Genomic DNA, 18,753 nt, shown 5'->3' with positions numbered 1-18,753 from the left:
GAGCCTCGAAGGGTCGACGGCCCGGCTGGTGGCCGGCATCCTTCGAGGCGCGCTCCGTTCGCACCTCAGGATGACGGGGAGAGGGGCGTTGCGGCTGCATCGACTGATCGTGCAATCCCGTTAGGCCAGGTGAATCCAATTCACCCCTGTTGAAGACAAACCTTTTGTCGTCGCGTCAGCCTCCCTGCACTCTCAGCTCAAAGCGGAGAGTGCACGATGCGGCAATTGACTTATATCGGCGACAACGAGGTCGAATGGTGGGACGTTCCCGAGCCGAGGCTCCAGGATGACCGCGACGCGCTGGTGCAGCCGCTCGCGGTGACGCGCTGCGATCTCGACTTTACGATCGTGCATGGCCGATCAGGTCTCGCAGGTCCATTTGCGCTCGGACATGAGACAGCGGGCCGCATCGTCGACATCGGCGGCGCGGTGAGGAATTTCGCGCCCGGCGATCTCGTCATCGTTCCGTTCCAGATCAGTTGCGGGGCCTGCGACCGCTGCCGGCGCGGCCACACCAATGCCTGCACGGCGGTGCCGTTTCGCTCGTCCTACGGGTTGAAGCCTGTCTGCGGCGTGGAATATGGCGGCGGCCTGTCCGACCTGATCCGCGTGCCGTTTGCCGATCACATGCTGATCCGCCAGCCGAACGGCCATGCCCTGTCGCAGACGGCAGGACTTGCGGATGGAGCGACCGACGGGTTCAGCGCGGTGGCGCGCTGGCTCGCGCAACGGCCCGGCGCCGATGTGCTTGTGATCGGCGGTTTCGCGCAGTCGCTCGCGCTGTTCGCGGTGCAGGCGGCGGTGGCGCGTGGTGCGGGACGTGTCGTCTATCTCGACGACCACGCGCCGCGCCTCGCCAAGGCGAAGTCGCTCGGCGCCGACATCATCGAAGCCCCAAGCGGCCTGTCGATGGAGCCGCCCGGCCTGTTTCCGATTGTGATGGATGCGGCCGCGACCGACGCCAGCATCCTGCTGGCATTCCGCGCGACGGAACCCAACGGCATCTGCCAGCGCATGTATGGCGACTTTGCCGAGACGACGCCGGTGCCGCTGCGGCATATGTACGGCGTTGGGATCACGTTGAAGGTCAGCCGCGTCAATGTTCGCGCCGAACTGCCAAACTGCGTCGCGCATGTGGCGGCAGGACATTACCACCCCGAAGAGGTGATCACCCGCTGCGTTCGTTTCGAGGATGCGCGCGAGGCGATCGGGGACCCGACCATCCGCGTCGCCTTCGTTCGTGATGGCATTGCCTGACGGGGACCGTTAGGTTGGCTCCAACCCACAAACTCAGGGAGCGACCCATGTCCGATGCCGATACCGTGCTCGTCGAGCGCGATGGTCCCGTCACCATCATCTCCATCAATCGTCCGCATAACCGCAATGCCGTCGACGGCGCCACCGCGCGCAAATTGTATGACGCGTTCCTGGCCTTCGACGCCGACGCAAGCGCGTCGGTCGCAGTGTTCACCGGCACCGGCGGATATTTCTGCGCCGGCGCCGACCTGAAAGCGGTGGCATCAGGCGATCCCGAGAAGAAGCGCGAGGTCGGCGGCCACAACACCATCGCGCCGATGGGGCCCAGCCGGCTGCGGCTGTCGAAACCGGTGATCGCCGCGATCGAGGGCTTTGCGGTCGCCGGCGGCATGGAGCTTGCGCTGTGGGCCGACATGCGCGTCGTCGCCGAGGACGCGACCTTCGGCGTGTTCTGCCGTCGCTTCGGTGTGCCGCTGATCGACCTCGGCACCATCCGCCTGCCGCGCCTGATCGGCCATTCGCAGGCGATCGATCTGATCCTCACCGGACGCCCGGTGGCAGGGCCCGAGGCGCTTCGCATGGGGCTGGCGAACCGCTTGGTGCCCAAGGGCGAGACGCGCGCGCACGCCATCGCGCTCGCCAAGGACATCGCGAAATTCCCGCAGAACTGCATGCGCGCCGACCGGCTGTCGGCGTTGCGGCAGTGGGATCTGGAGGAAGAAGAAGCGATCAAGAACGAGATGCGCGGCGGGCTCGAGGTGATCGGGTCGGGCGAAACGCTGGCGGGTGCGACGCGCTTTGCTTCGGGCATCGGCCGTCACGGCGCCTTCGGCAATGAGGTCGGGAATGGTTGACGTCTGCGAATTGCACCATCGCGGTGCGTAGGCGCATGGCTTTGCGTTCCTGTCGCGAACGTGCTGAGCTGACCCAGCCATCCGGAAACCCATGATGCCCGCAACCGAGCTGAAGCATTTCACCACATCCGATTTCCGCCTGGAGAACGGCAGCGTGCTGGGCGAAGTCACCATCGCGTACCGCACCGTCGGTACGCTGGCGCCCAACCGCGACAATGTTGTGCTGATCACCCACGGCAACACCAGCGGGCCGCAGATGATCGATCCCGGCGGATCGACCGGCGAAGGCAGCTGGAACGAGATCGTCGGCCCCGGCAAGGCGGTGGACACCAACCGCTACTTCGCAATCTGCCCGAACATGCTGGGCTCGTCCTACGGCTCGACCAATCCGGCGAGCATCGATCCGCGGACCGGCCGGCGTTACGGGCCGCGCTTCCCTGACATCACCGTCGGCGACATCGTCGCCACCCAGCGCGCGATGCTCGATGAACTCGGCATCGACAAGCTCGTCGCGATCGTCGGTCCGTCCTATGGCGGTTTCCAGGCACTGCAATGGGCGGTGAACTATCCGGACGCGATGCGCGGCATCGCCGCTGTCGTCACCGCGCCGCTGGTGCCGCGCGGGCGCGCCGAGGGCAATGTCGCGCGCCTGATGGCGGCGCTGTCGCAGGATCCGAACTGGAACGGCGGCGACTATTACGATCACGGCGGCGTGCTCGAAAGCATGATCCAGATCCGCACCGCGACGCTGAAGACCTACGGCATCGAAACGCGGCTGCGTGACACGCTGACCGACCCCGCTGACATCGAGGCCGCGATCCGCGCCGAGGCGGCGGAATGGGCCAGGGGGTTTGACGCCAATTCGCTGTTGACGTTGGCCAGGGCGCTGCGCGGCTTCGACGTCACGGCGCAGTTCGGACGGATCAAGGCCAAGGTGCTCTATGTCCTGTCACGGACCGACAGACTGTTCCCGCCGGAGCTCGCGCCCCAGGTGATGCCGGCGCTGAAAGCCGCCGGCGTCGACGCCGATTATTTCCTGCTCGACAGCGACTACGGCCACTCCGCGTCGGGCCGCGACGCGCACAAATGGGCGCCGCGGTTGCGCGCGTTCATGGACAGCCTCGGCTAGAGCGTTTTCGAGCGAAGTGGACGCCGGTTCGCGTGAAGAAAACGCGTCAAAACAAGAATCTAGAGCTTCGGTTCTGATTCAATCAGAACCGAAAATACTCTAGAGCAAGCCGCTGGCGCTCGCCGCGAGCTCATCCATCAGCGCCTTGTCCTGATAGCGCGCGAGCGAGAGGCTGCGGGCGAATCCGGGTGTGGGCGCGCCGACGACGGCGCGGGCGCAGAGGTCGCCGGTGGCGCAGGCACCCATCGTGCCGTAGCCCGACAGCGCGGTGGCAAGGAAGACGCCTGATGTTTTCGCGGCCCCAATCAACGGCCAGTTCTCTTTCGTCATCGGATAGTAGCCGCCGTAATGCACCCGGTCGCGCGGCAAGGCGCCAAGATATTGCGCGAGCCGTGGCTGCAGCCGGCTCGCCGCACGCAGCACCACCTCGGGGAAGTAAGGGTTGAGTTCCGGCTCGCGCACCGGCGCCGTGGTCTGCTCGGTGTTGAAGGCCCAGCCGAGCTTGATCCACTCGCCATGATCGCCGCCATCGGGCCGGCAATGGATGCTACCCGGCATCGGCGCCAGCAGTTGCGCGAATTCCGGCGCCGCCGACAGCGCCTCGCGCTCGTCATCGGACCACGCCAGCGTCTGGCCGTCGAGATCAATCGCGAACGGCATCTTGCGATCGACCGCGCGGTTGCGATCGGCGAACGCGATCTTCTGCTGCATCACATTGACGATCGGAAGCTGCTCGCCATGCATCGCCGCGACATCCGCGGCGAACGGGCCCGCGGCATTGACGATGATGTCGGCCGTAATTGTCTGCCTCGCGCCATCGGCCAGCACGTCGACGGCGAAGCGATCGGTCTTTGCGATGCCGACCACCTTCGCCTGCTGAAACTGCGCGCCGAGCGGGCGCATGGTCTCCAGCATGTACTGGCCGAGCTGCTGGCCGCTGATGTCGCCGGCCCGGCGGATATGCAGCGCGGTTGCGACCTCCTTGTCGAAGGTCGGGTAATGCTCCTGAATAAGATCGCGGCCGAGCAGGACGTCAACGCCGTCGGGTGCGCTCTGCCAGTCCGCCGAATGCGGCGGCAGGTAGCCGCGGCTCGCTCCTTCATGCAGGCGGATCAGTTTTGCAGCCTGCTCGCCGTAGCCGGCGTAGAGCTGATGCAGTAGTTCCTCAGGCTTCTCCTCGCGCGTGACCAGAAGATATCCGCGTCGCGTCATGTGGATGCGGTTGTCGCTGCGGTGCGCGATCTCTTCCATCAGGTCGGTAGAGTGATTGGTGAAGTCCGCCATCGTCGGATGCGGCCACCAATTGCGGTAGTTCTCGCCTGATTGCGCCGAGGTCAGCGCCATCGGCTGGCCTTCGTCGACGATCAGCAGACGCGACCGCTTGTGCTGGACGGCGAGGTAATAGGCTGTGGCGATGCCGACGATGCCCGCACCGATCACCAGGATTTCGACGTCATTGGTCTTCACGCATATTCTCCTGCGGCCAGCGACGTGGCCTGCGATGATTCAAACTGTCTCATGGCAATCAGGCGGGACGTTCCGGGCCCGCATCGCGCACCGCCTGGCGTTGCGCCGAGCGCAGCGTCTTCTGCGTCTCCTCGATGTGATCGCGCAGCAGGCGGACGGCCTTCTTGACCTCGCCGTCGCGGCAGAATTCGAGCAGCCGGTAGTGCTCGCGCTGCGGACGCTCCTTGCCGGTCGCCTGCGACACCAGCGCCCGCGTGAAGCGGCCGACGTGGCCGTAATTCGCCTCGATCATGCCGAGCAGGCGCGGTCGGTTGCACGGCGCGTAGAGCGTGGCGTGGAATTTCCAGTTGAAGGCGCCCCATTGCACCGGATCGGGTTCGGCATCGTAGGCACGGAGGATCTTCGTTGCCGCCTCGAGATCTATCTCGCCCATCGCGGGGATCGCCAAGCGCAGCGCGTGGCATTCGAGTGCGATGCGGATCTCGAGCAGCTCGATCACCTCGTCGATCGACAGGTCCGAAACCACCGCTCCGCGGTTGGGCAGGAACGTGACGAAGCCTTCGGCCTCGAGCTGGCGCAGCGCCTCGCGCACCGGGATGCGGCTGGTGCCGAACCGCGCAGCGAGTTCGTCCTGGCGGAGCTGCAGTCCGGGCGCGAGCTCGCCGGAGCTGATCGCGGCCCGCAATGCCTCGCGCACGGCGTCCGGCGCGGAACCGTGAGGTCCGGCCCCTCGATGGGTTGCGGCGGCTGCAGGTTCCATCCGGCATCTCTCTCGCTGGCGCCAAGCCATGGTATCCGACTTGGCCATGATTGTATAAAATCGGATTGCTAATTATGCAATCCTGTGTATAAAATCTTGACCTATCGTATCCACTTCTGCCGGCGTTGCGAGCATCTGATGAATAGAGCACTCAAGCGATTGATTTACCTAGCCTTTCTTGGGGCGACGGTAGCGGCGCCGGCGCAGGCCCAATCGCCCGGCGGCACGCTGGCCAAGATCCGCGACATTGGCGAAATCCGGTTCGGACACCGCGATGTCTCGGTCCCGTTCTCCTATCTCGACGACAACCAGAAGCCGGTCGGCTTCGCGATGGACCTCTGCGCGCGGATCGTCGATGCGGTGAAGGACGAGCTCAAGCTGCCGGCGCTGCAGACCAAACTGCAGCCGATCCAGCTCTCCACCCAGATACCGCTGATCGAGAACGGCACCATCGACATTGTCTGCGGTCCCGCGACCAACACGCTGGAACGGCAGAAGGTCGTCGCCTTCAGCACCACGATCTTCGTGTCGAGCATCCGCGCGGTGGTGCAGAAGGATGCGCCGATCAAGACCTTCGAGGATCTCGGCGGCAGGCCGGTCTCGCTGACCTCGGGCTCGACCTCAATCGGACTCCTGAGCGCGCGCGCCCAGGCGAAAAACTTTCAGACCAAGAATATCCTCACCCCGGACCACGCCGCGTCGTTCCTGGCGCTGACCACCGGGCGCAGCGACGCCTTCGTCATGGATGATATTCTGCTCGCGAGCCTGATCGCGGGCAGCACCAATCCCGCGGACTGGCGCATCATCGACGACAGCCTCCGTACCGAGCCTTATGGGCTGATCATCCGCAAGGGCGATCCGGAATTCAAGGCGCTGGTCGACCGGACGCTGGTCGCAATGATGAAGAGCAATGAATTCCAGGAGCTCTACGCCAAATGGTTCACGCGGCCGATCCCGCCGAAAAACGTGAACCTGAATTTCCCGATGACGGCGCCACTGAAGGACGCGGTGGCCAATCCGAACGACAAGGGCGTGTGACCGGCAATCGCCGGATCGCGACAACGGAACGGCCGTCGCGCACCGGCTAGTGGCGCGCGATGGCCTTTGCGACGTTTAGAAATCGACCGTCATCGACAGCCACAACGTCCGCGGCATGCCGCTGATCACATAGCCGGTCGGATTGCCGATCCAATAGTGCTTGTCGAACAGATTGGTCAGTGACGCCCTGAACGTGGTCGGGCGCCCCGCGAGGGTCGTCGCGTAACGCGCACCGATGTCGAAGGTCGCCCAGGCGGGGACGCTCTGGATGTTGTCGGCGCTGACATAGGCCCGGCTGGTGTAGATGGCTCGCGCCGTCGCGGTGAGGCCGGGCACGAAGGGCGTATCCCACTCGACGCCGAGATTGCCCTGCAGGTCAGGCGCGCCGATCGCGCGATTGCCGTCGTAGAGATGGCCTTGCGTCTGGGTGAGCCGGGCATCGAGCCAGGTCACGCCGCCGAGCACGCGGACGCCGGGCGCGACCTCGCCAAATGTATTGAGCTCAACGCCGCGGCTTCTCTGTTCGCCATCGAGGCTGTAGATCTTGGTGATGGGATCGATCACACCGCTCGGCAGGCTGATCTGGAACGCCGAGAGGCTCGCGCCGAAGCCTCCGAGATCGAGCTTTGTGCCGACTTCGACCTGCCGGGTCTTGAAGGGCGCGAACACCGCATTGGTATTCACCGCGCCGGAAGGCGGCGTCGGCCCCGGCGTCAGGCCTTCGATGTAGTTGGCATAGAGCGAGAGCTGTTTGACTGGCCTCACCACCAGCGCGATCGAAGGCGACGTTGCGCTTGCGTCGTAGTGCGTGGTCTCCAGGCCGCTGACGGGATCGAAGCTGCTCGCGATCACCTGCTGTTGGCGCGCACCCACGATCACCTGGAGCATGCCCCCCATTGTCGTGATGGTATCGGCAACGCCGACACTGCGCAGCCCGAGGAATCCCGACTTGCCCTCCGGGAACGTCGATACCGGGGTGCCGGCGGTCGCCAGCAAAGTCGGCCGGTAGATGTTGGTGAGGTAAGTCGCGTAGTTGGTCTGCCCGAGCCAATCGGTCCGGTCGAGCGCGCTGCCGCTGACCACGACCTCATGGCCGACGGGTCCCGTGTCGAAACGCGCACGGACGCCCGCCTCGCCGGAGACGCCGTCCGACTTGCCGGTCTGGAATCGGGACGTGCCCCGGGCATCGCCCGCGGTATTGAGAATCGTCGCGCCCGGATCTTCCTGCTTGTCGTAGCGGAACTGGTTGGCGCCGATCGCGCCGAACACGGTGACGCTGTTGCTCAGATCGTATTCGGCCCTGGTCAAGCCGGTCAGGCTCTGCGACCGCGCACGGTCAAACGGCTGCGCGAGATTGATGCGCGGATCGGGGGCCTTCGGCATGGCAATGCCGGGCACCGGCGTGTAGCCACGCTGGGCCGCCTTCATCCAATCGTCCTGGGAGATGATGTCCGCGGACCAGCGAAAGCGTTCGCCATGATAGTCGACACCGAGCGAGCCCACGCCGTTGCGCGTGGACTGCCGATCGATCGAGGTGTTGCCGCCGTCGATCCCGCCGTTGAAGCGAACGCCCCACTCCTTCTGTTCGCCATAGCGGCGGGCGAGGTCGAGCTCCGTTCCGAAACGTCCATCGGAAATGTAGCCCGCGGTGAGGCGCGTGAGGTCCTCCGCCGCCCGCTTGGTCACGACATTGACCGTACCGCCGATGCTGCCTTGCGGGGCCATACCGTTGAGGAAGGCACCCGGCCCCTTGAGCAGCTCAATGCGCTCGATGGGAGCCGGGTTGATGCGATAGGCCGGAACGAGGCCGTAGAGCCCATTCAACGCGATTTCGCTGTTCTCGACCCGGAAGCCGCGGATGGTGAGCGCGTCGTAGCGGTTGCTGCTGCCGATCGCGGCGCGCACCGACGGATCGGAATTCGTCAGCACTTCGGCAACGCTGGTTGCCTGCTGATCGCGGATCGTCTTCTCGGTGTAGCTCGTCAGGCTATATGGCGTATCCATATAGTCCTTGTTGCCGAGCAGGCCGAGTTGCCCGCCGCGCGCGACCTGGCCGCCGATATAGGGCACGGGCAACGCCGCTTGCCGCGCACCGGCGGTGGGCGTGGCCGCGGGTGTCTGCACATGCTCACGCCTGCTCGCCTGATGCGATGCCGACGAGCGCGTCGACCGTGACGATGACGGCCTCCGGACCGGCGTGGCGCGATGCTGTGGCGCGGCCACGACGACCGGCGGAAGCGGCGCGGCACTGCTTGCGGGTGGTTGCTCCGGCGACTGCGCGAGCGAAGGGACCGTGGTCAGGAGAAGAGACGCGCACACGACTCGGAATGCGCACGGAACGTTTGAAGTGACGAGCATAAGGTCCCCGGATTCTTGTTCTTGGTTTCGGCTCGAACATCGTCAGAGTTCGAGCGCGACCACCGGGGCATAAGCATCACGCGCAGTGACGCCAACTAGAACGTATCTAGGACACGGGATGAAGCCTGCTGCGCGAAGCGATATCGACGCGGCAGATTCGATGATTCGAATTTGCTTCCGTTGCGCGGCATCGCGCGTACGCAGCTAGATTCTGAAAGCTCGCTTCGAGATTAGAAAGATTCTTGATGCGATCGCCGTCGCGATCGGAGCGCCATCATTTCGGCGGACGCGGTGAATTGTCGCACGCTGGCAGACGGAGCGATCGACAAGCACGATCGATGGGTTCGCCGGCATGCGTCCCTTCGCCCGCAACGGCGAAGGGACGCGGCTCCGCGATCAGACGCCGGCCATCATCACGTATTTGATCTCGACATACTCATCCATGCCGTGGCGCGAGCCTTCGCGGCCGAGGCCACTTTCCTTGACGCCGCCGAACGGCGCGACCTCGGTGGTGATCAGGCCGGAGTTGACGCCGACCATGCCCGACTCCAGTGCTTCGGCGACGCGCCAGACGCGGCCGATGTCACGCGAATAGAAGTAGGAGGCGAGGCCGAACGGCGAGGCGTTGCACATCGCGATCACGTCGGCCTCGTCCTTGAAGCGGATCACCGGCGCGAGCGGGCCGAAGGTTTCCTCCTGTGCAACCAGCGCATCGGGCCGCACGTCCGACAGCACGGTCGGCTCGAAGAAGCTGCGGCCGAGCGCCGAGCGCTTGCCGCCGGTCACGACCTTGGCGCCGCCCTTCACCGCGTCGGCAATGTGCCGCTCGACCTTCTCGATCGCCTTCATGTTGATCAGCGGTCCCTGGGTCACGCCTTGCTCGGTGCCGTCGCCGATCTTCATCTCGGCGACCTTCTTCGACAGCTTCTCGACGAACTGGTCGTAGATCTTGTCCTGCGCGTAGAGACGATTGGCGCAGACGCAGGTCTGGCCCATGTTGCGATACTTCGAAACGATGGCGCCTTCGACCGCGGCGTCGATGTCGGCATCGTCGAACACCACGAAGGGCGCGTTGCCACCGAGCTCGAGGCCGAGCTTCTTCACTCCGACCGATGCTTGCCGGTACAGGATCTTTCCGACATTGGTCGAACCGGTAAAGCCGACGAACCGCACCGCCGGATGTTCGCACAAGACCTTGCCGATCGGCGGCGCATCACCGGTGATGATGTTGAGCACGCCCTTCGGCACGCCGGCCTTTTCGGCCAGCACCGCCAGCGCGAGCGCAGACAGCGGCGTCTCGTTGGCGGGCTTCAGCACGACGGTGCAGCCCGCGGCCAGCGCCGGCGACACTTTTCGCGTGATCATCGAGTTCGGGAAATTCCACGGCGTGATCGCGCCGCAGACGCCGATCGGCTGCCGGATCGCGAGCAAACGGGCATCCGGGCGCTGGGTCGGAATCGTCTCGCCATAGACGCGGCGCGCTTCCTCCGCGAAGAACTCGACATAGGCCGCGCCGATATCGACTTCGCCGAGCGCTTCCGCCAGCGGCTTGCCCTGCTCGGAGGTCAGGATCAGCGCGAGATCCTCGCGGTTGGCGATGATCAGGTCGAACCATTTGCGTAGGATATTGGAGCGCTGCTTGGCGGTCAGCTTGGCCCAGGCCGGAAACGCGCGCTGGGCGGCCTCGACAGCCCTGGTCGTATCATCGGCACCCAGTTGCGGAATCCTGATCAGCTCGACGCCGGTCGCCGGATTGTTGACGGCGAATTCCGGCGTGCCGACCCAGGCGCCGTCGATGTAGCAGCGGTCGCGCAGCAACGACGGATCCTTCAGGCGGCTTTGCAGGGAGGTGGCTGCGGATTGCGTGGCGCGTGCGGCAACGGGCGGGGTCATGGCGTTACTCCTGGAATTTCTTTGGAGGGGTATTCGCCGCCTATATAGGCGGAAAGCCGCGGCGATGCACTGGCGGCCAGCGCGACCCTGCTTGGACGCAAACGCGGCGCCGTTGCGAGCTGCTGTTCCAGGACGAAGCGCAGCACCGAACCTCAGGTGCTCAATTGCGCACCGGGGAATCTCGTCAGATCGCGCCGCCCGACATGTAGGTTTCGCGGCGACCGATCATGCGTTCGGCCGCGGCCTTGGCATCTGCCTTGGTCGAGGTCGCGCAGGTCCGGTATTCGAGGTCGGCCTGCGCCCGCGCGTCGCGGCGGCCGAACCAGGACTTGGCGCCGGTCTGCAGCAGCGCCAGCGCCTGGGCGACATTGTCGACGGCCTCAAACGAGTGCAGGGCGCCGGTACCCGCGTAGCGAACCTCATAAAGACCTGGGCTGATTGGCGCCTCGATATTTTCGCCGCGGCCCAGCCGCGGATAGCGCTTCCATTCACTCCATGTCGAAATCATTGCTGCGTCCCCGCAAGGCGCGAAATGACGAATCTTTTCGTCAAATCCATCCCAATTCGCCGCACCGTTTGTGCAGCGATCTGAATGCGTTAATGCAAATAATCAGGTGCGAAAATCATTCCTTGATCACGTTACCGTGGCCGTCGCCGGAGGTCACCGGGACTTGTGCGGAGTCCACCGCAAAATCTGCGCGCGTGGTGAACATCTGTTGAGCACGGCCGTTCCTAATGGCCCGGCTGTCACGACATCGCGACATCATCGCATCGCGCCCGCCTTGCGGGAGCGGAAAAGCGGGAGGATGATCCCCGCACTTCAAAACAATAAACCCACCGGAGGAAGCCCCCAATGCAGAGCAAGGCTCAGATCGATCAGGTATTGCGGCAGAAGAGCGAGGCAAAGGAGATTCCCGGCGTGGTCGCCATCGCGGCCACCGGCAAGGACGTGATCTACGAGGGCGCGTTCGGCAAGCGCGACCTTTCCAAGAGCGATCCCATGACGGCGGACAGCGTGTTCTGGATCGCCTCGATGACCAAGGCGGTGACCTCCGCGGGCGCGATGCAGCTCGTCGAGCAGGGCAAGCTCTCGCTCGATGAGCCGATCGGCAAGCTGTTGCCCGATCTCGCCGCCGTGCAGGTGCTCGACGGCTTCGACGCCAAGGGCGAGCCGAAGCTGCGGCCGGCGAAAAAGCCGATCACGCTGCGCCAGCTCATGACCCACACCGCCGGCTTCGCCTACGACATGTGGGACGCCGATCTCGGCAAATATCTCGAGAAGACCGGCACGCCGGGCATCATCACCTGCCTGAATGCCGCGCTGAAGACCCCGATCATGACCGACCCCGGCACGCGCTGGGAATACGGCACCAATATCGACTTCGTCGGCAAGGCGGTGGAAGCGGCGTCCGGCAAGAAGCTCGATGCCTATCTGCGCGACAACATGTTCGCGCCGCTCGGCATGAGCGATACCGCATTCAAGATCTCGGACAACATGCGCAAGCGACTGGTCGGCATGCATGCCCGCGGCGAGGACGGCACGCTCGCCGCGATCCCGTTCGAGCTCGAGCAGAACCCTGAATTCCACATGGGTGGCGGCGGCCTCTATTCGACCGCGGCCGACTACCTCAAGTTCTGCCAGATGATCCTCAACAAGGGCAAAGGCAACGGCAACCAGGTGCTGAAGGCCGAGACCGTCGCGACGATGGGGCAGAACCACATCGGCGAGCTCACCGTCGACAAGATGACGACCGCGGCGCCGATGTACACCAACGACGTCGATCTCTGGCCCGACATCGTTAAGAAGTGGGGCCTGAGCTTCCTGATCAACACCGCCAAGACTCCGGAAGGCCGCAGCGCCGGCAGCCTCGCCTGGGCGGGCCTCGCCAACACCTATTACTGGATCGATCCGTCGCGCGACGTCTGCGGCGTGATCCTGACCCAGCTGTTGCCGTTCGCCGACAAGCACAGCCTGGAGGCCTTCGCCGGCTTCGAGAAGGGCATCTATGCCGGCCTCGACGCCGGCAGCGGACAGCGAGCAGCCTGAGGTTCCAGTCCAGCAGCAACAAATCCCTCCCCTCGCGGGGAGGGATTTTTCATACCCGCCATAGGTCGGGCCTGTCCTGCCGGCACCAAACGACTAAGATCGCGGAAAAAGCGCGACGACACGAACACGACCACGAGGAGGACGAGCTTGGCATCCACACCCAAGGCAGACAGCTATGTCTGCGGCATTTCAGATACGCCGCTGCTCGGCGAAACCATCGGCCGCAGCCTCGACCGCGCACGCGCGCGCTGGGGCGAGCGCGAGGCGCTGGTCTCGCCCAGCCACAATGTGCGCTGGACCTGGAACGAATTCGCCGCGCGGGTCGAGGCGCTGGCGGCCGGCTTCCTCGCGCTCGGGCTGCAGCGCGGCGAGCGGATCGGCATCTGGTCGCTCAACCGGCCCGAATGGACGCTGACGCAATTCGCCGCCGCGAAAGCCGGCCTGATCCTCGTCACCATCAATCCCGCCTATCGGCTGAGCGAGCTCGAATTCGCGCTCGGCAAGGTCGGCTGCGCCGCGATCGTGACCGCGACCGCGTTCAAGACCTCGGCCTATATGGAGATGCTGAACACACTACTGCCTGAGCTTGCGAGCTCGGAGCCCGGCCATTTGCGCTCGGCGCGGCTGCCGCAGCTGCGCGCCGTGATCCAGATCGGCGGACCGGCGGCACCGGGCACGATTCCATTTGAGCAGGTGTCGCAGATGGGCGGGGAGCGCCATCGCGAACAGCTTGCGGCGCTCGGCGCAAGCCTGCAGTTCGACGATCCCGTCAACATCCAGTTCACCAGCGGCACCACCGGCTCGCCGAAGGGCGTGACGCTGACGCATCACAACATCCTCAACAACGGCTACTTCACCGGCCGCGCCATGCGCCTGACCGAGCAGGACCGCATCTGCATTCCGGTGCCGCTCTATCACTGCTTCGGCATGGTGATGGGCAACCTCGCATCGGTCACGCTCGGCACCACCATGGTCTATCCCGGCGAAGGTTTCGATCCGCTGCCGACGCTTGCGACGGTCGCGAAGGAGAAATGCACCACGCTGTACGGCGTGCCGACCATGTTCATCGCCGAGCTCGACCATCCCGAGTTCAAGCGCTTCGACCTGTCGTCGCTGCGCACCGGCATCATGGCCGGCGCGCCCTGCCCGATCGAGGTGATGAAGCGCGTCAACACCGAGATGAACATGCGCGAGGTGACGATCGCCTACGGCATGACCGAGACCAGCCCGGTGAGCTTTCAGAGCGCGACGGACGATCCGCTGGAGCGCCGCGTCTCCACCGTCGGCCGCATCCATCCGCATGTCGAGGTCAAGGTCGTCGACCTTGACGGCAAGGTGGTGCCGCGCGGCGAACGCGGTGAGCTCTGCACCCGCGGCTACAGCGTGATGTCAGGCTATTGGGAGGAGAAGGAAAAGACCGGCGACGTGCTCGACGCAAATGGCTGGATGCACACCGGCGATCTCGCCGTGATCGACGACGAGGGCTATTGCAACATCGTCGGCCGCATCAAGGATCTGGTGATCCGCGGCGGAGAAAACCTCTATCCCCGGGAGATCGAGGAATTCCTCTATCGCCATCCGAAGATCCAGGACGTGCAGATCTTCGGCGTCGCCGACGCACGCTATGGCGAGGAGCTGTGCGCCTGGGTCAGGGTCCGACAAGGCGAGACGCTGACCGCCGACGAAGTTCGCGCCTTCTGCCAGGGCCAGATCGCCCACAACAAGATCCCGCGCTATGTCGAGTTCGTCGAGGAATTCCCGATGACCGTGACCGGCAAAATCCAGAAATTCGTGATGCGCGACGCGGTCGAGCAGCGGCTGGGATTGAAGGCTGCGAAGACGGCGTGAGGTCCCTTCTCCCTCGCCCCGCTCTTGCGGGGAGAGCGTCGGGGTGAGGGGCCGCCTCCGCAAATTCGAAAGCAGTGAGTACGCGGAGACTCCCCCTCACCCGGAACGCATCTCACGATGCGTTCCGGCCTCTCCCCGCGAGCGGGGCGAGATAAGAGGCACTTAGACCAACAGCCCCTTCCCCTTCGCCAGATCCTTCAGCGACACCAGCGGCCGGGCGCCGATGTGTTGGATCACTTCGGCAGCGGCGAGCGCGCCGAGGCGGCCGGCGTTCTCATGGCCGACATTGCGCACCAGGCCGACCAGGAAGCCGGCGGCGAACAGGTCGCCGGCGCCGGTGGTGTCGACGAGCTTGTCGATCGGAGAGGCGGGTGCCGATACGACGGCATCGCCTGAGATCACGACGCAGCCCTTCTCGCTGCGGGTGACGACGCCGAGCTTGGTGTCCTTGCCGAACTGCTTCAGCGCGGTGTCGAAATCCGAGGTCTGGTACAGCGAGTGCAGCTCGGACTCGTTGGAGAAAACGAGGTCGACCGTGCCCTTGCGCATCAAAGCGAGGAATTCGTCGCGGTAGCGATCGACGCAGAACGAATCCGACAGCGTCAGCGCGACCTGGCGGCCCGCGCCATGCGCAATATCGGCCGCCTTCACGAAGGCGTCTTTGGCGTTCTTCGGATCCCAGAGATAGCCCTCGAGATAGACGATCCTGGCGGCTGCGATCTGGGCCGGATCGATGTCGTCGGGCGTGAGGTCCTGCGCGGCGCCGAGATAGGTGTTCATGGTGCGCTCGCCGTCCGGCGTCACCAGGATGTAGCAGCAGCCGGTGGCCGGGCCGCTCTTGGCCGGCGCGGTGTCGAAGGCCACGCCGGCGGCGCGGATGTCGTGGACGTAGAGCTTGCCGATCTGGTCGTCCTTGACCTTGCCGACATAGGCCGCGCGGGCGCCGAGATTGCCGACGCCGACGATGGTGTTGGCAGCCGAGCCGCCCGACACCTCGGTCGCTACCCCCATGTCGCTGTAGATCGCGGTGGCGCGCGCCTCGTCGATCAGCTGCATCGAGCCCTTGGTCATGCCGTGACGGGCAAGGAATGCCTCGTCGGTCTGCACCAGCACGTCGAAGATCGCGTTGCCGATCCCGAGAACGTCATATTTTGCGTCAGCCATAGACCTGCCCTGTGTTAACGCCACCCAACAAGAGCCGCGACCTATCACGTTAGGCCTCGGGGCAGCAAGGGAAGCTGAAGCTGCCTGTTCCCGCATCCTGAGGTGCGAGCCTCTTGGCGAGCCTCGAAGGATGCACGGCCCGGCTCTGGCCGATTCATCCTTCGAGGCTCGCTACGCTCGCACCTCAGGATGACGGGTCTAGCAGGGCACTGCTGGCAGCAAAGCGCGCGGCTGCTATACAGGCGCCATGTTCCGCTCCTTCCTCACGGTCTCCTCGGGAACGCTGGCCTCGCGACTGCTCGGCTTCGTGCGCGATTCCGTGATCGCCGCGCTGCTGGGCGCGGGGCCGGTGGCGGATGCCTTCCTGGCGGCGTTCCAGCTCGTGAATGTGGTGCGGCGGCTGCTGTCCGAGGGTGGATTGAATGCCGCCTTGGTGCCGGCCTGGCTGAAGGCGCGCGATGCCGACGGCATGGCCGCGGCAACTGCCTTTGCCGGCCGCGTGCTGGGCACCGTCAGCGCTGCCGTGATCGTGGCCGCACTGGTGATCGGCGCACTGATGCCGCTGGTAATCGCGGCGATCGCGCCGGGCTTCATCGGCCGCGACACGCTGCAACTCGCCGTCGACAACGCGAGGCTGATGCTGCCCTATCTTGCCTTCGCCGGCCCCGTCACCGTGATGATGGCGCTGCTCAACGCGCAGGGACGCTTCGCGCTGACGGCGTTCTCACCGCTGCTGTTCAACATCGCGCTGATATCAGTGATGGCCGTGCTGCTGGCGCGGCAGCAGGATCCGGTGCAGGCCGCGCTGGTCATGGCGGCGACGATCGGCATCGCCGGCTTCCTGCAACTCTCGATGCTGGCGCTGCGCGGCGCAAAACTCGCCGCGCCGCTCCGCCTCTCCTTCGGTCCCGAGATGCGCGGCTTTCTCGGCCGCGCGGTCCCCGGCATGGTGGCGAGCAGCGCGCCGCAATGGCTTGTCGTAGCGGGCGCGGTGATCGCGTCGACCTCGCCATCGGCGGTGTCCTGGCTCTATTTCGCCAACCGCCTGCTCGAGCTGCCGCTCGGCATTGTCGGCGTCGCAATGGGCACGGTGCTGATCCCGGAGATGACGCGCGCGGTGCGCAGCGGCGAGCATGCCGCGATCGCGCATGCGGAATCGCGTGGGCTCGAACTCGCGGTCGGGCTGGCGCTGCCCGCAACGCTCGGCCTGATGGTGCTGAGCGAGCCGATCGTACGGATGCTGTTCGAGCATGGCGCGTTCACTGCGGAGGATTCCGCGGCAACCGCGCAAGCCCTGATCTGGCTGACGCTGGCTTTACCGGCACACGTGCTGGTGAAGGCACTGTCGCCGGCGTTCTTCGCGCGCGAGGACACGCTGACGCCGCTGTTTGCGACGCTGAAGGCCATCGTGGTCGCAATCGCCGCGGCCTTCCTGCTCGGCCATATCTTCGGCGCGAGCGGAATCGCCGCCGGCATCGCGCTCGGCGCCTGGAGCAATGCGCTGGCGCTGATCCGCAAGGGCGCTACGACCTTCGGCTTTTCGATCGATGCGGAGGCGCGCCGCCGGCTGCCACGTATCCTGGCCGCAGCGCTCGCGATGGGCGGCCTGTTGTGGCTCGCGGAAGGCGCGCTGCCGGCCGCCGGCCGCCACGGTTTCGTGCAGGCGGCCTCCCTTCTCGTGCTGATCGCCGCCGGCATCGCCGGTTACGGGCTGTTCTTGCAGCTTTTCGGCGTCACCGGCTGGCGACAGGCGGTTAACGCCGTCAGGCAAAGGCGCCCTGCCTGACTTGCGCGCGCAGGGCTTAAGTGGCAAACGACCCGGCAAAAGCAGCCCTATTTCCGGGAATTAGACCATGGCGTTCGTTGAACGGGTTTTCTCAGGCGTCCAGCCGACGGGCAATCTGCACCTCGGCAACTATCTCGGCGCCATCGTCAACTTCGTGAAGATGCAGCAGACCCATAACTGCATCTATTGCGTCGTCGACATGCACGCGATCACGCAGGGCGTCGAGGTCTGGGGCGGCCCGGCCGAGCTGGCGCGCAACACCCGCGAGGTGACCGCGGCCTTCATCGCCTCGGGCATCGATGCCAAGAAGCACATCGTGTTCAACCAGAGCCAGATCGCCGGCCATGCCGAGCTGACCTGGATCTTCAACTGCGTTGCGCGCATCGGCTGGCTGAACCGCATGACGCAGTTCAAGGAGAAGGCCGGCAAGGACCGCGAGAATGCCTCGGTCGGCCTCTACGACTATCCGGTGCTGATGGCTGCCGACATCCTGCTTTACCGCGCCACCCACGTGCCTGTGGGCGAGGACCAGAAGCAGCATCTGGAGCTGTCCCGCGACATCGCGCAGAAGTTCAACAACGACTTCGGCGATTCTATTCGTGGTCACGGCTTTGCCGACGGCCTGTTCTTCCCGCAGCCCGAGCCGCTGATCACGGGGCCGGCGACGCGAGTGATGAGCCTGCGCGACGGCACCAAGAAGATGTCGAAGTCGGATGCGTCGGACAATTCGCGCATCAACCTCACCGACGACGCCGACACCATCGCGCAGAAGATCCGCAAGGCGAAGACCGATCCGGAGCCGCTGCCGTCGGAGGAAAAGGGGCTCGAGACCCGCCCCGAGGCCGACAATCTGGTCGGCATCTACGCGGCGCTCGCCGGCGTCTCCAAGCAGGAGGTGCTGACGCAGTTCGGCGGCGGGCAGTTCTCCAGCTTCAAGAACGCACTGGTCGAGGTTTGCGTCGCAAAACTGGCGCCGATCGCCTCCGAGATGAAGAAGCTGGTCGCCGATCCCGGCCATGTCGATTCGATCCTGATCGACGGCGCCAACCGCGCCCGCGGCATAGCCGACGAGACCATGCGCCTCACCAAGGACATCGTCGGCTTCATCCGCCCGCGCTGACATCACCGGCGGACCTGCGCGCGCCCTCTCCC

The 18,753-nt window shown here is 65.2% G+C and carries 14 protein-coding genes; 8 read left to right on the top strand and 6 right to left on the bottom strand.

Going from position 1 to position 18,753, the window contains the following annotated elements; all coding sequences use genetic code 11:
* Positions 1-216 precede the first annotated feature (216 nt).
* From BraRD5C2_RS22865 to BraRD5C2_RS22855, 3 genes are all read left to right on the top strand, one after another.
* Positions 217-1,257, top strand: a complete 1,041-nt coding sequence (locus tag BraRD5C2_RS22865) for a zinc-dependent alcohol dehydrogenase (protein WP_223971673.1) — start codon at positions 217-219, stop codon at positions 1,255-1,257.
* Positions 1,258-1,304: 47 nt separating this feature from the next.
* The gene (locus tag BraRD5C2_RS22860; RefSeq protein WP_223971671.1) at positions 1,305-2,111 is read left to right on the top strand and encodes a crotonase/enoyl-CoA hydratase family protein; all 807 of its coding nucleotides are present in this window, start codon (positions 1,305-1,307) and stop codon (positions 2,109-2,111) included.
* Positions 2,112-2,205: 94 nt separating this feature from the next.
* Positions 2,206-3,240: a homoserine O-acetyltransferase family protein gene (locus tag BraRD5C2_RS22855; protein ID WP_223971670.1), complete on the top strand. Its 1,035-nt coding sequence runs from the start codon at positions 2,206-2,208 to the stop codon at positions 3,238-3,240.
* A gap of 99 nt (positions 3,241-3,339) precedes the next feature.
* Here BraRD5C2_RS22855 and BraRD5C2_RS22850 read toward each other — a convergent pair whose 3' ends face one another.
* Entirely contained in the window at positions 3,340-4,707 is a 1,368-nt protein-coding gene (locus BraRD5C2_RS22850) for an NAD(P)/FAD-dependent oxidoreductase (protein ID WP_223971668.1), read from the bottom strand.
* A gap of 58 nt (positions 4,708-4,765) precedes the next feature.
* Complete coding sequence (locus BraRD5C2_RS22845) at positions 4,766-5,467, bottom strand: GntR family transcriptional regulator (protein WP_223971666.1); 702 nt, start codon at positions 5,465-5,467, stop codon at positions 4,766-4,768.
* A gap of 138 nt (positions 5,468-5,605) precedes the next feature.
* On the opposite strand from BraRD5C2_RS22845, the gene BraRD5C2_RS22840 reads away from it, so the two are divergent.
* Positions 5,606-6,505 (top strand): amino acid ABC transporter substrate-binding protein, encoded by a 900-nt coding sequence (locus BraRD5C2_RS22840; RefSeq protein WP_223971663.1) that lies wholly within the window; start codon positions 5,606-5,608, stop codon positions 6,503-6,505.
* A gap of 75 nt (positions 6,506-6,580) precedes the next feature.
* On the opposite strand, the gene BraRD5C2_RS22835 is transcribed toward BraRD5C2_RS22840, so the two are convergent.
* The 3 genes from BraRD5C2_RS22835 to BraRD5C2_RS22825 form a co-directional block, all read right to left on the bottom strand.
* On the bottom strand, positions 6,581-8,629 hold the full coding sequence (locus BraRD5C2_RS22835) for a TonB-dependent receptor (protein ID WP_223971660.1): 2,049 nt from the start codon (positions 8,627-8,629) through the stop codon (positions 6,581-6,583).
* 630 nt (positions 8,630-9,259) lie between these two features.
* The gene (locus BraRD5C2_RS22830; protein WP_223971657.1) at positions 9,260-10,756 is read right to left on the bottom strand and encodes an NAD-dependent succinate-semialdehyde dehydrogenase; all 1,497 of its coding nucleotides are present in this window, start codon (positions 10,754-10,756) and stop codon (positions 9,260-9,262) included.
* Between the two features lie 184 nt (positions 10,757-10,940).
* The gene (locus BraRD5C2_RS22825; RefSeq protein ID WP_223971655.1) at positions 10,941-11,264 is read right to left on the bottom strand and encodes a hypothetical protein; all 324 of its coding nucleotides are present in this window, start codon (positions 11,262-11,264) and stop codon (positions 10,941-10,943) included.
* Between the two features lie 345 nt (positions 11,265-11,609).
* On the opposite strand from BraRD5C2_RS22825, the gene BraRD5C2_RS22820 reads away from it, so the two are divergent.
* Together BraRD5C2_RS22820 and BraRD5C2_RS22815 are read left to right on the top strand one after the other, a co-directional pair.
* Complete coding sequence (locus tag BraRD5C2_RS22820) at positions 11,610-12,803, top strand: serine hydrolase domain-containing protein (protein ID WP_223971652.1); 1,194 nt, start codon at positions 11,610-11,612, stop codon at positions 12,801-12,803.
* A gap of 147 nt (positions 12,804-12,950) precedes the next feature.
* Positions 12,951-14,651, top strand: a complete 1,701-nt coding sequence (locus BraRD5C2_RS22815; RefSeq protein WP_223971649.1) for an AMP-binding protein — start codon at positions 12,951-12,953, stop codon at positions 14,649-14,651.
* A gap of 162 nt (positions 14,652-14,813) precedes the next feature.
* Here the strand turns inward: BraRD5C2_RS22815 and BraRD5C2_RS22810 are convergent, their stop codons facing one another.
* Positions 14,814-15,815: an adenosine kinase gene (locus BraRD5C2_RS22810; RefSeq protein ID WP_223971646.1), complete on the bottom strand. Its 1,002-nt coding sequence runs from the start codon at positions 15,813-15,815 to the stop codon at positions 14,814-14,816.
* A gap of 247 nt (positions 15,816-16,062) precedes the next feature.
* On the opposite strand from BraRD5C2_RS22810, the gene murJ reads away from it, so the two are divergent.
* Together murJ and trpS are read left to right on the top strand one after the other, a co-directional pair.
* The gene (murJ, locus tag BraRD5C2_RS22805) at positions 16,063-17,601 is read left to right on the top strand and encodes a murein biosynthesis integral membrane protein MurJ (RefSeq protein WP_223971643.1); all 1,539 of its coding nucleotides are present in this window, start codon (positions 16,063-16,065) and stop codon (positions 17,599-17,601) included.
* 67 nt (positions 17,602-17,668) lie between these two features.
* Entirely contained in the window at positions 17,669-18,721 is a 1,053-nt protein-coding gene (trpS, locus tag BraRD5C2_RS22800) for a tryptophan--tRNA ligase (protein ID WP_223971640.1), read from the top strand.
* Positions 18,722-18,753 lie beyond the last annotated feature (32 nt).

Origin of the sequence: Bradyrhizobium sp. RD5-C2, assembly GCF_019972155.1 — a bacterium.
In the GTDB taxonomy this organism is placed as follows: Bacteria; Pseudomonadota; Alphaproteobacteria; order Rhizobiales; family Xanthobacteraceae; genus Bradyrhizobium.
Note: the sequence above shows the minus strand (reverse complement) of the source record. Positions and strands in the feature narration are given on the sequence as shown.

Bases quoted from the DNA above. Each gene is read 5' to 3' on its own strand.
- BraRD5C2_RS22865 (WP_223971673.1), top strand. From the start codon at position 217: ATGCGGCAATTGACTTATATCGGCGACAACGAGGTCGAATGGTGGGAC.
- BraRD5C2_RS22860 (WP_223971671.1), top strand. From the start codon at position 1,305: ATGTCCGATGCCGATACCGTGCTCGTCGAGCGCGATGGTCCCGTCACC.
- BraRD5C2_RS22855 (WP_223971670.1), top strand. From the start codon at position 2,206: ATGCCCGCAACCGAGCTGAAGCATTTCACCACATCCGATTTCCGCCTG.
- BraRD5C2_RS22845 (WP_223971666.1), bottom strand. From the start codon at position 5,467: ATGGAACCTGCAGCCGCCGCAACCCATCGAGGGGCCGGACCTCACGGT.
- BraRD5C2_RS22840 (WP_223971663.1), top strand. From the start codon at position 5,606: ATGAATAGAGCACTCAAGCGATTGATTTACCTAGCCTTTCTTGGGGCG.
- BraRD5C2_RS22830 (WP_223971657.1), bottom strand. From the start codon at position 10,756: ATGACCCCGCCCGTTGCCGCACGCGCCACGCAATCCGCAGCCACCTCC.
- BraRD5C2_RS22825 (WP_223971655.1), bottom strand. From the start codon at position 11,264: ATGATTTCGACATGGAGTGAATGGAAGCGCTATCCGCGGCTGGGCCGC.
- BraRD5C2_RS22820 (WP_223971652.1), top strand. From the start codon at position 11,610: ATGCAGAGCAAGGCTCAGATCGATCAGGTATTGCGGCAGAAGAGCGAG.
- BraRD5C2_RS22810 (WP_223971646.1), bottom strand. From the start codon at position 15,815: ATGGCTGACGCAAAATATGACGTTCTCGGGATCGGCAACGCGATCTTC.
- murJ (WP_223971643.1), top strand. From the start codon at position 16,063: ATGTTCCGCTCCTTCCTCACGGTCTCCTCGGGAACGCTGGCCTCGCGA.
- trpS (WP_223971640.1), top strand. From the start codon at position 17,669: ATGGCGTTCGTTGAACGGGTTTTCTCAGGCGTCCAGCCGACGGGCAAT.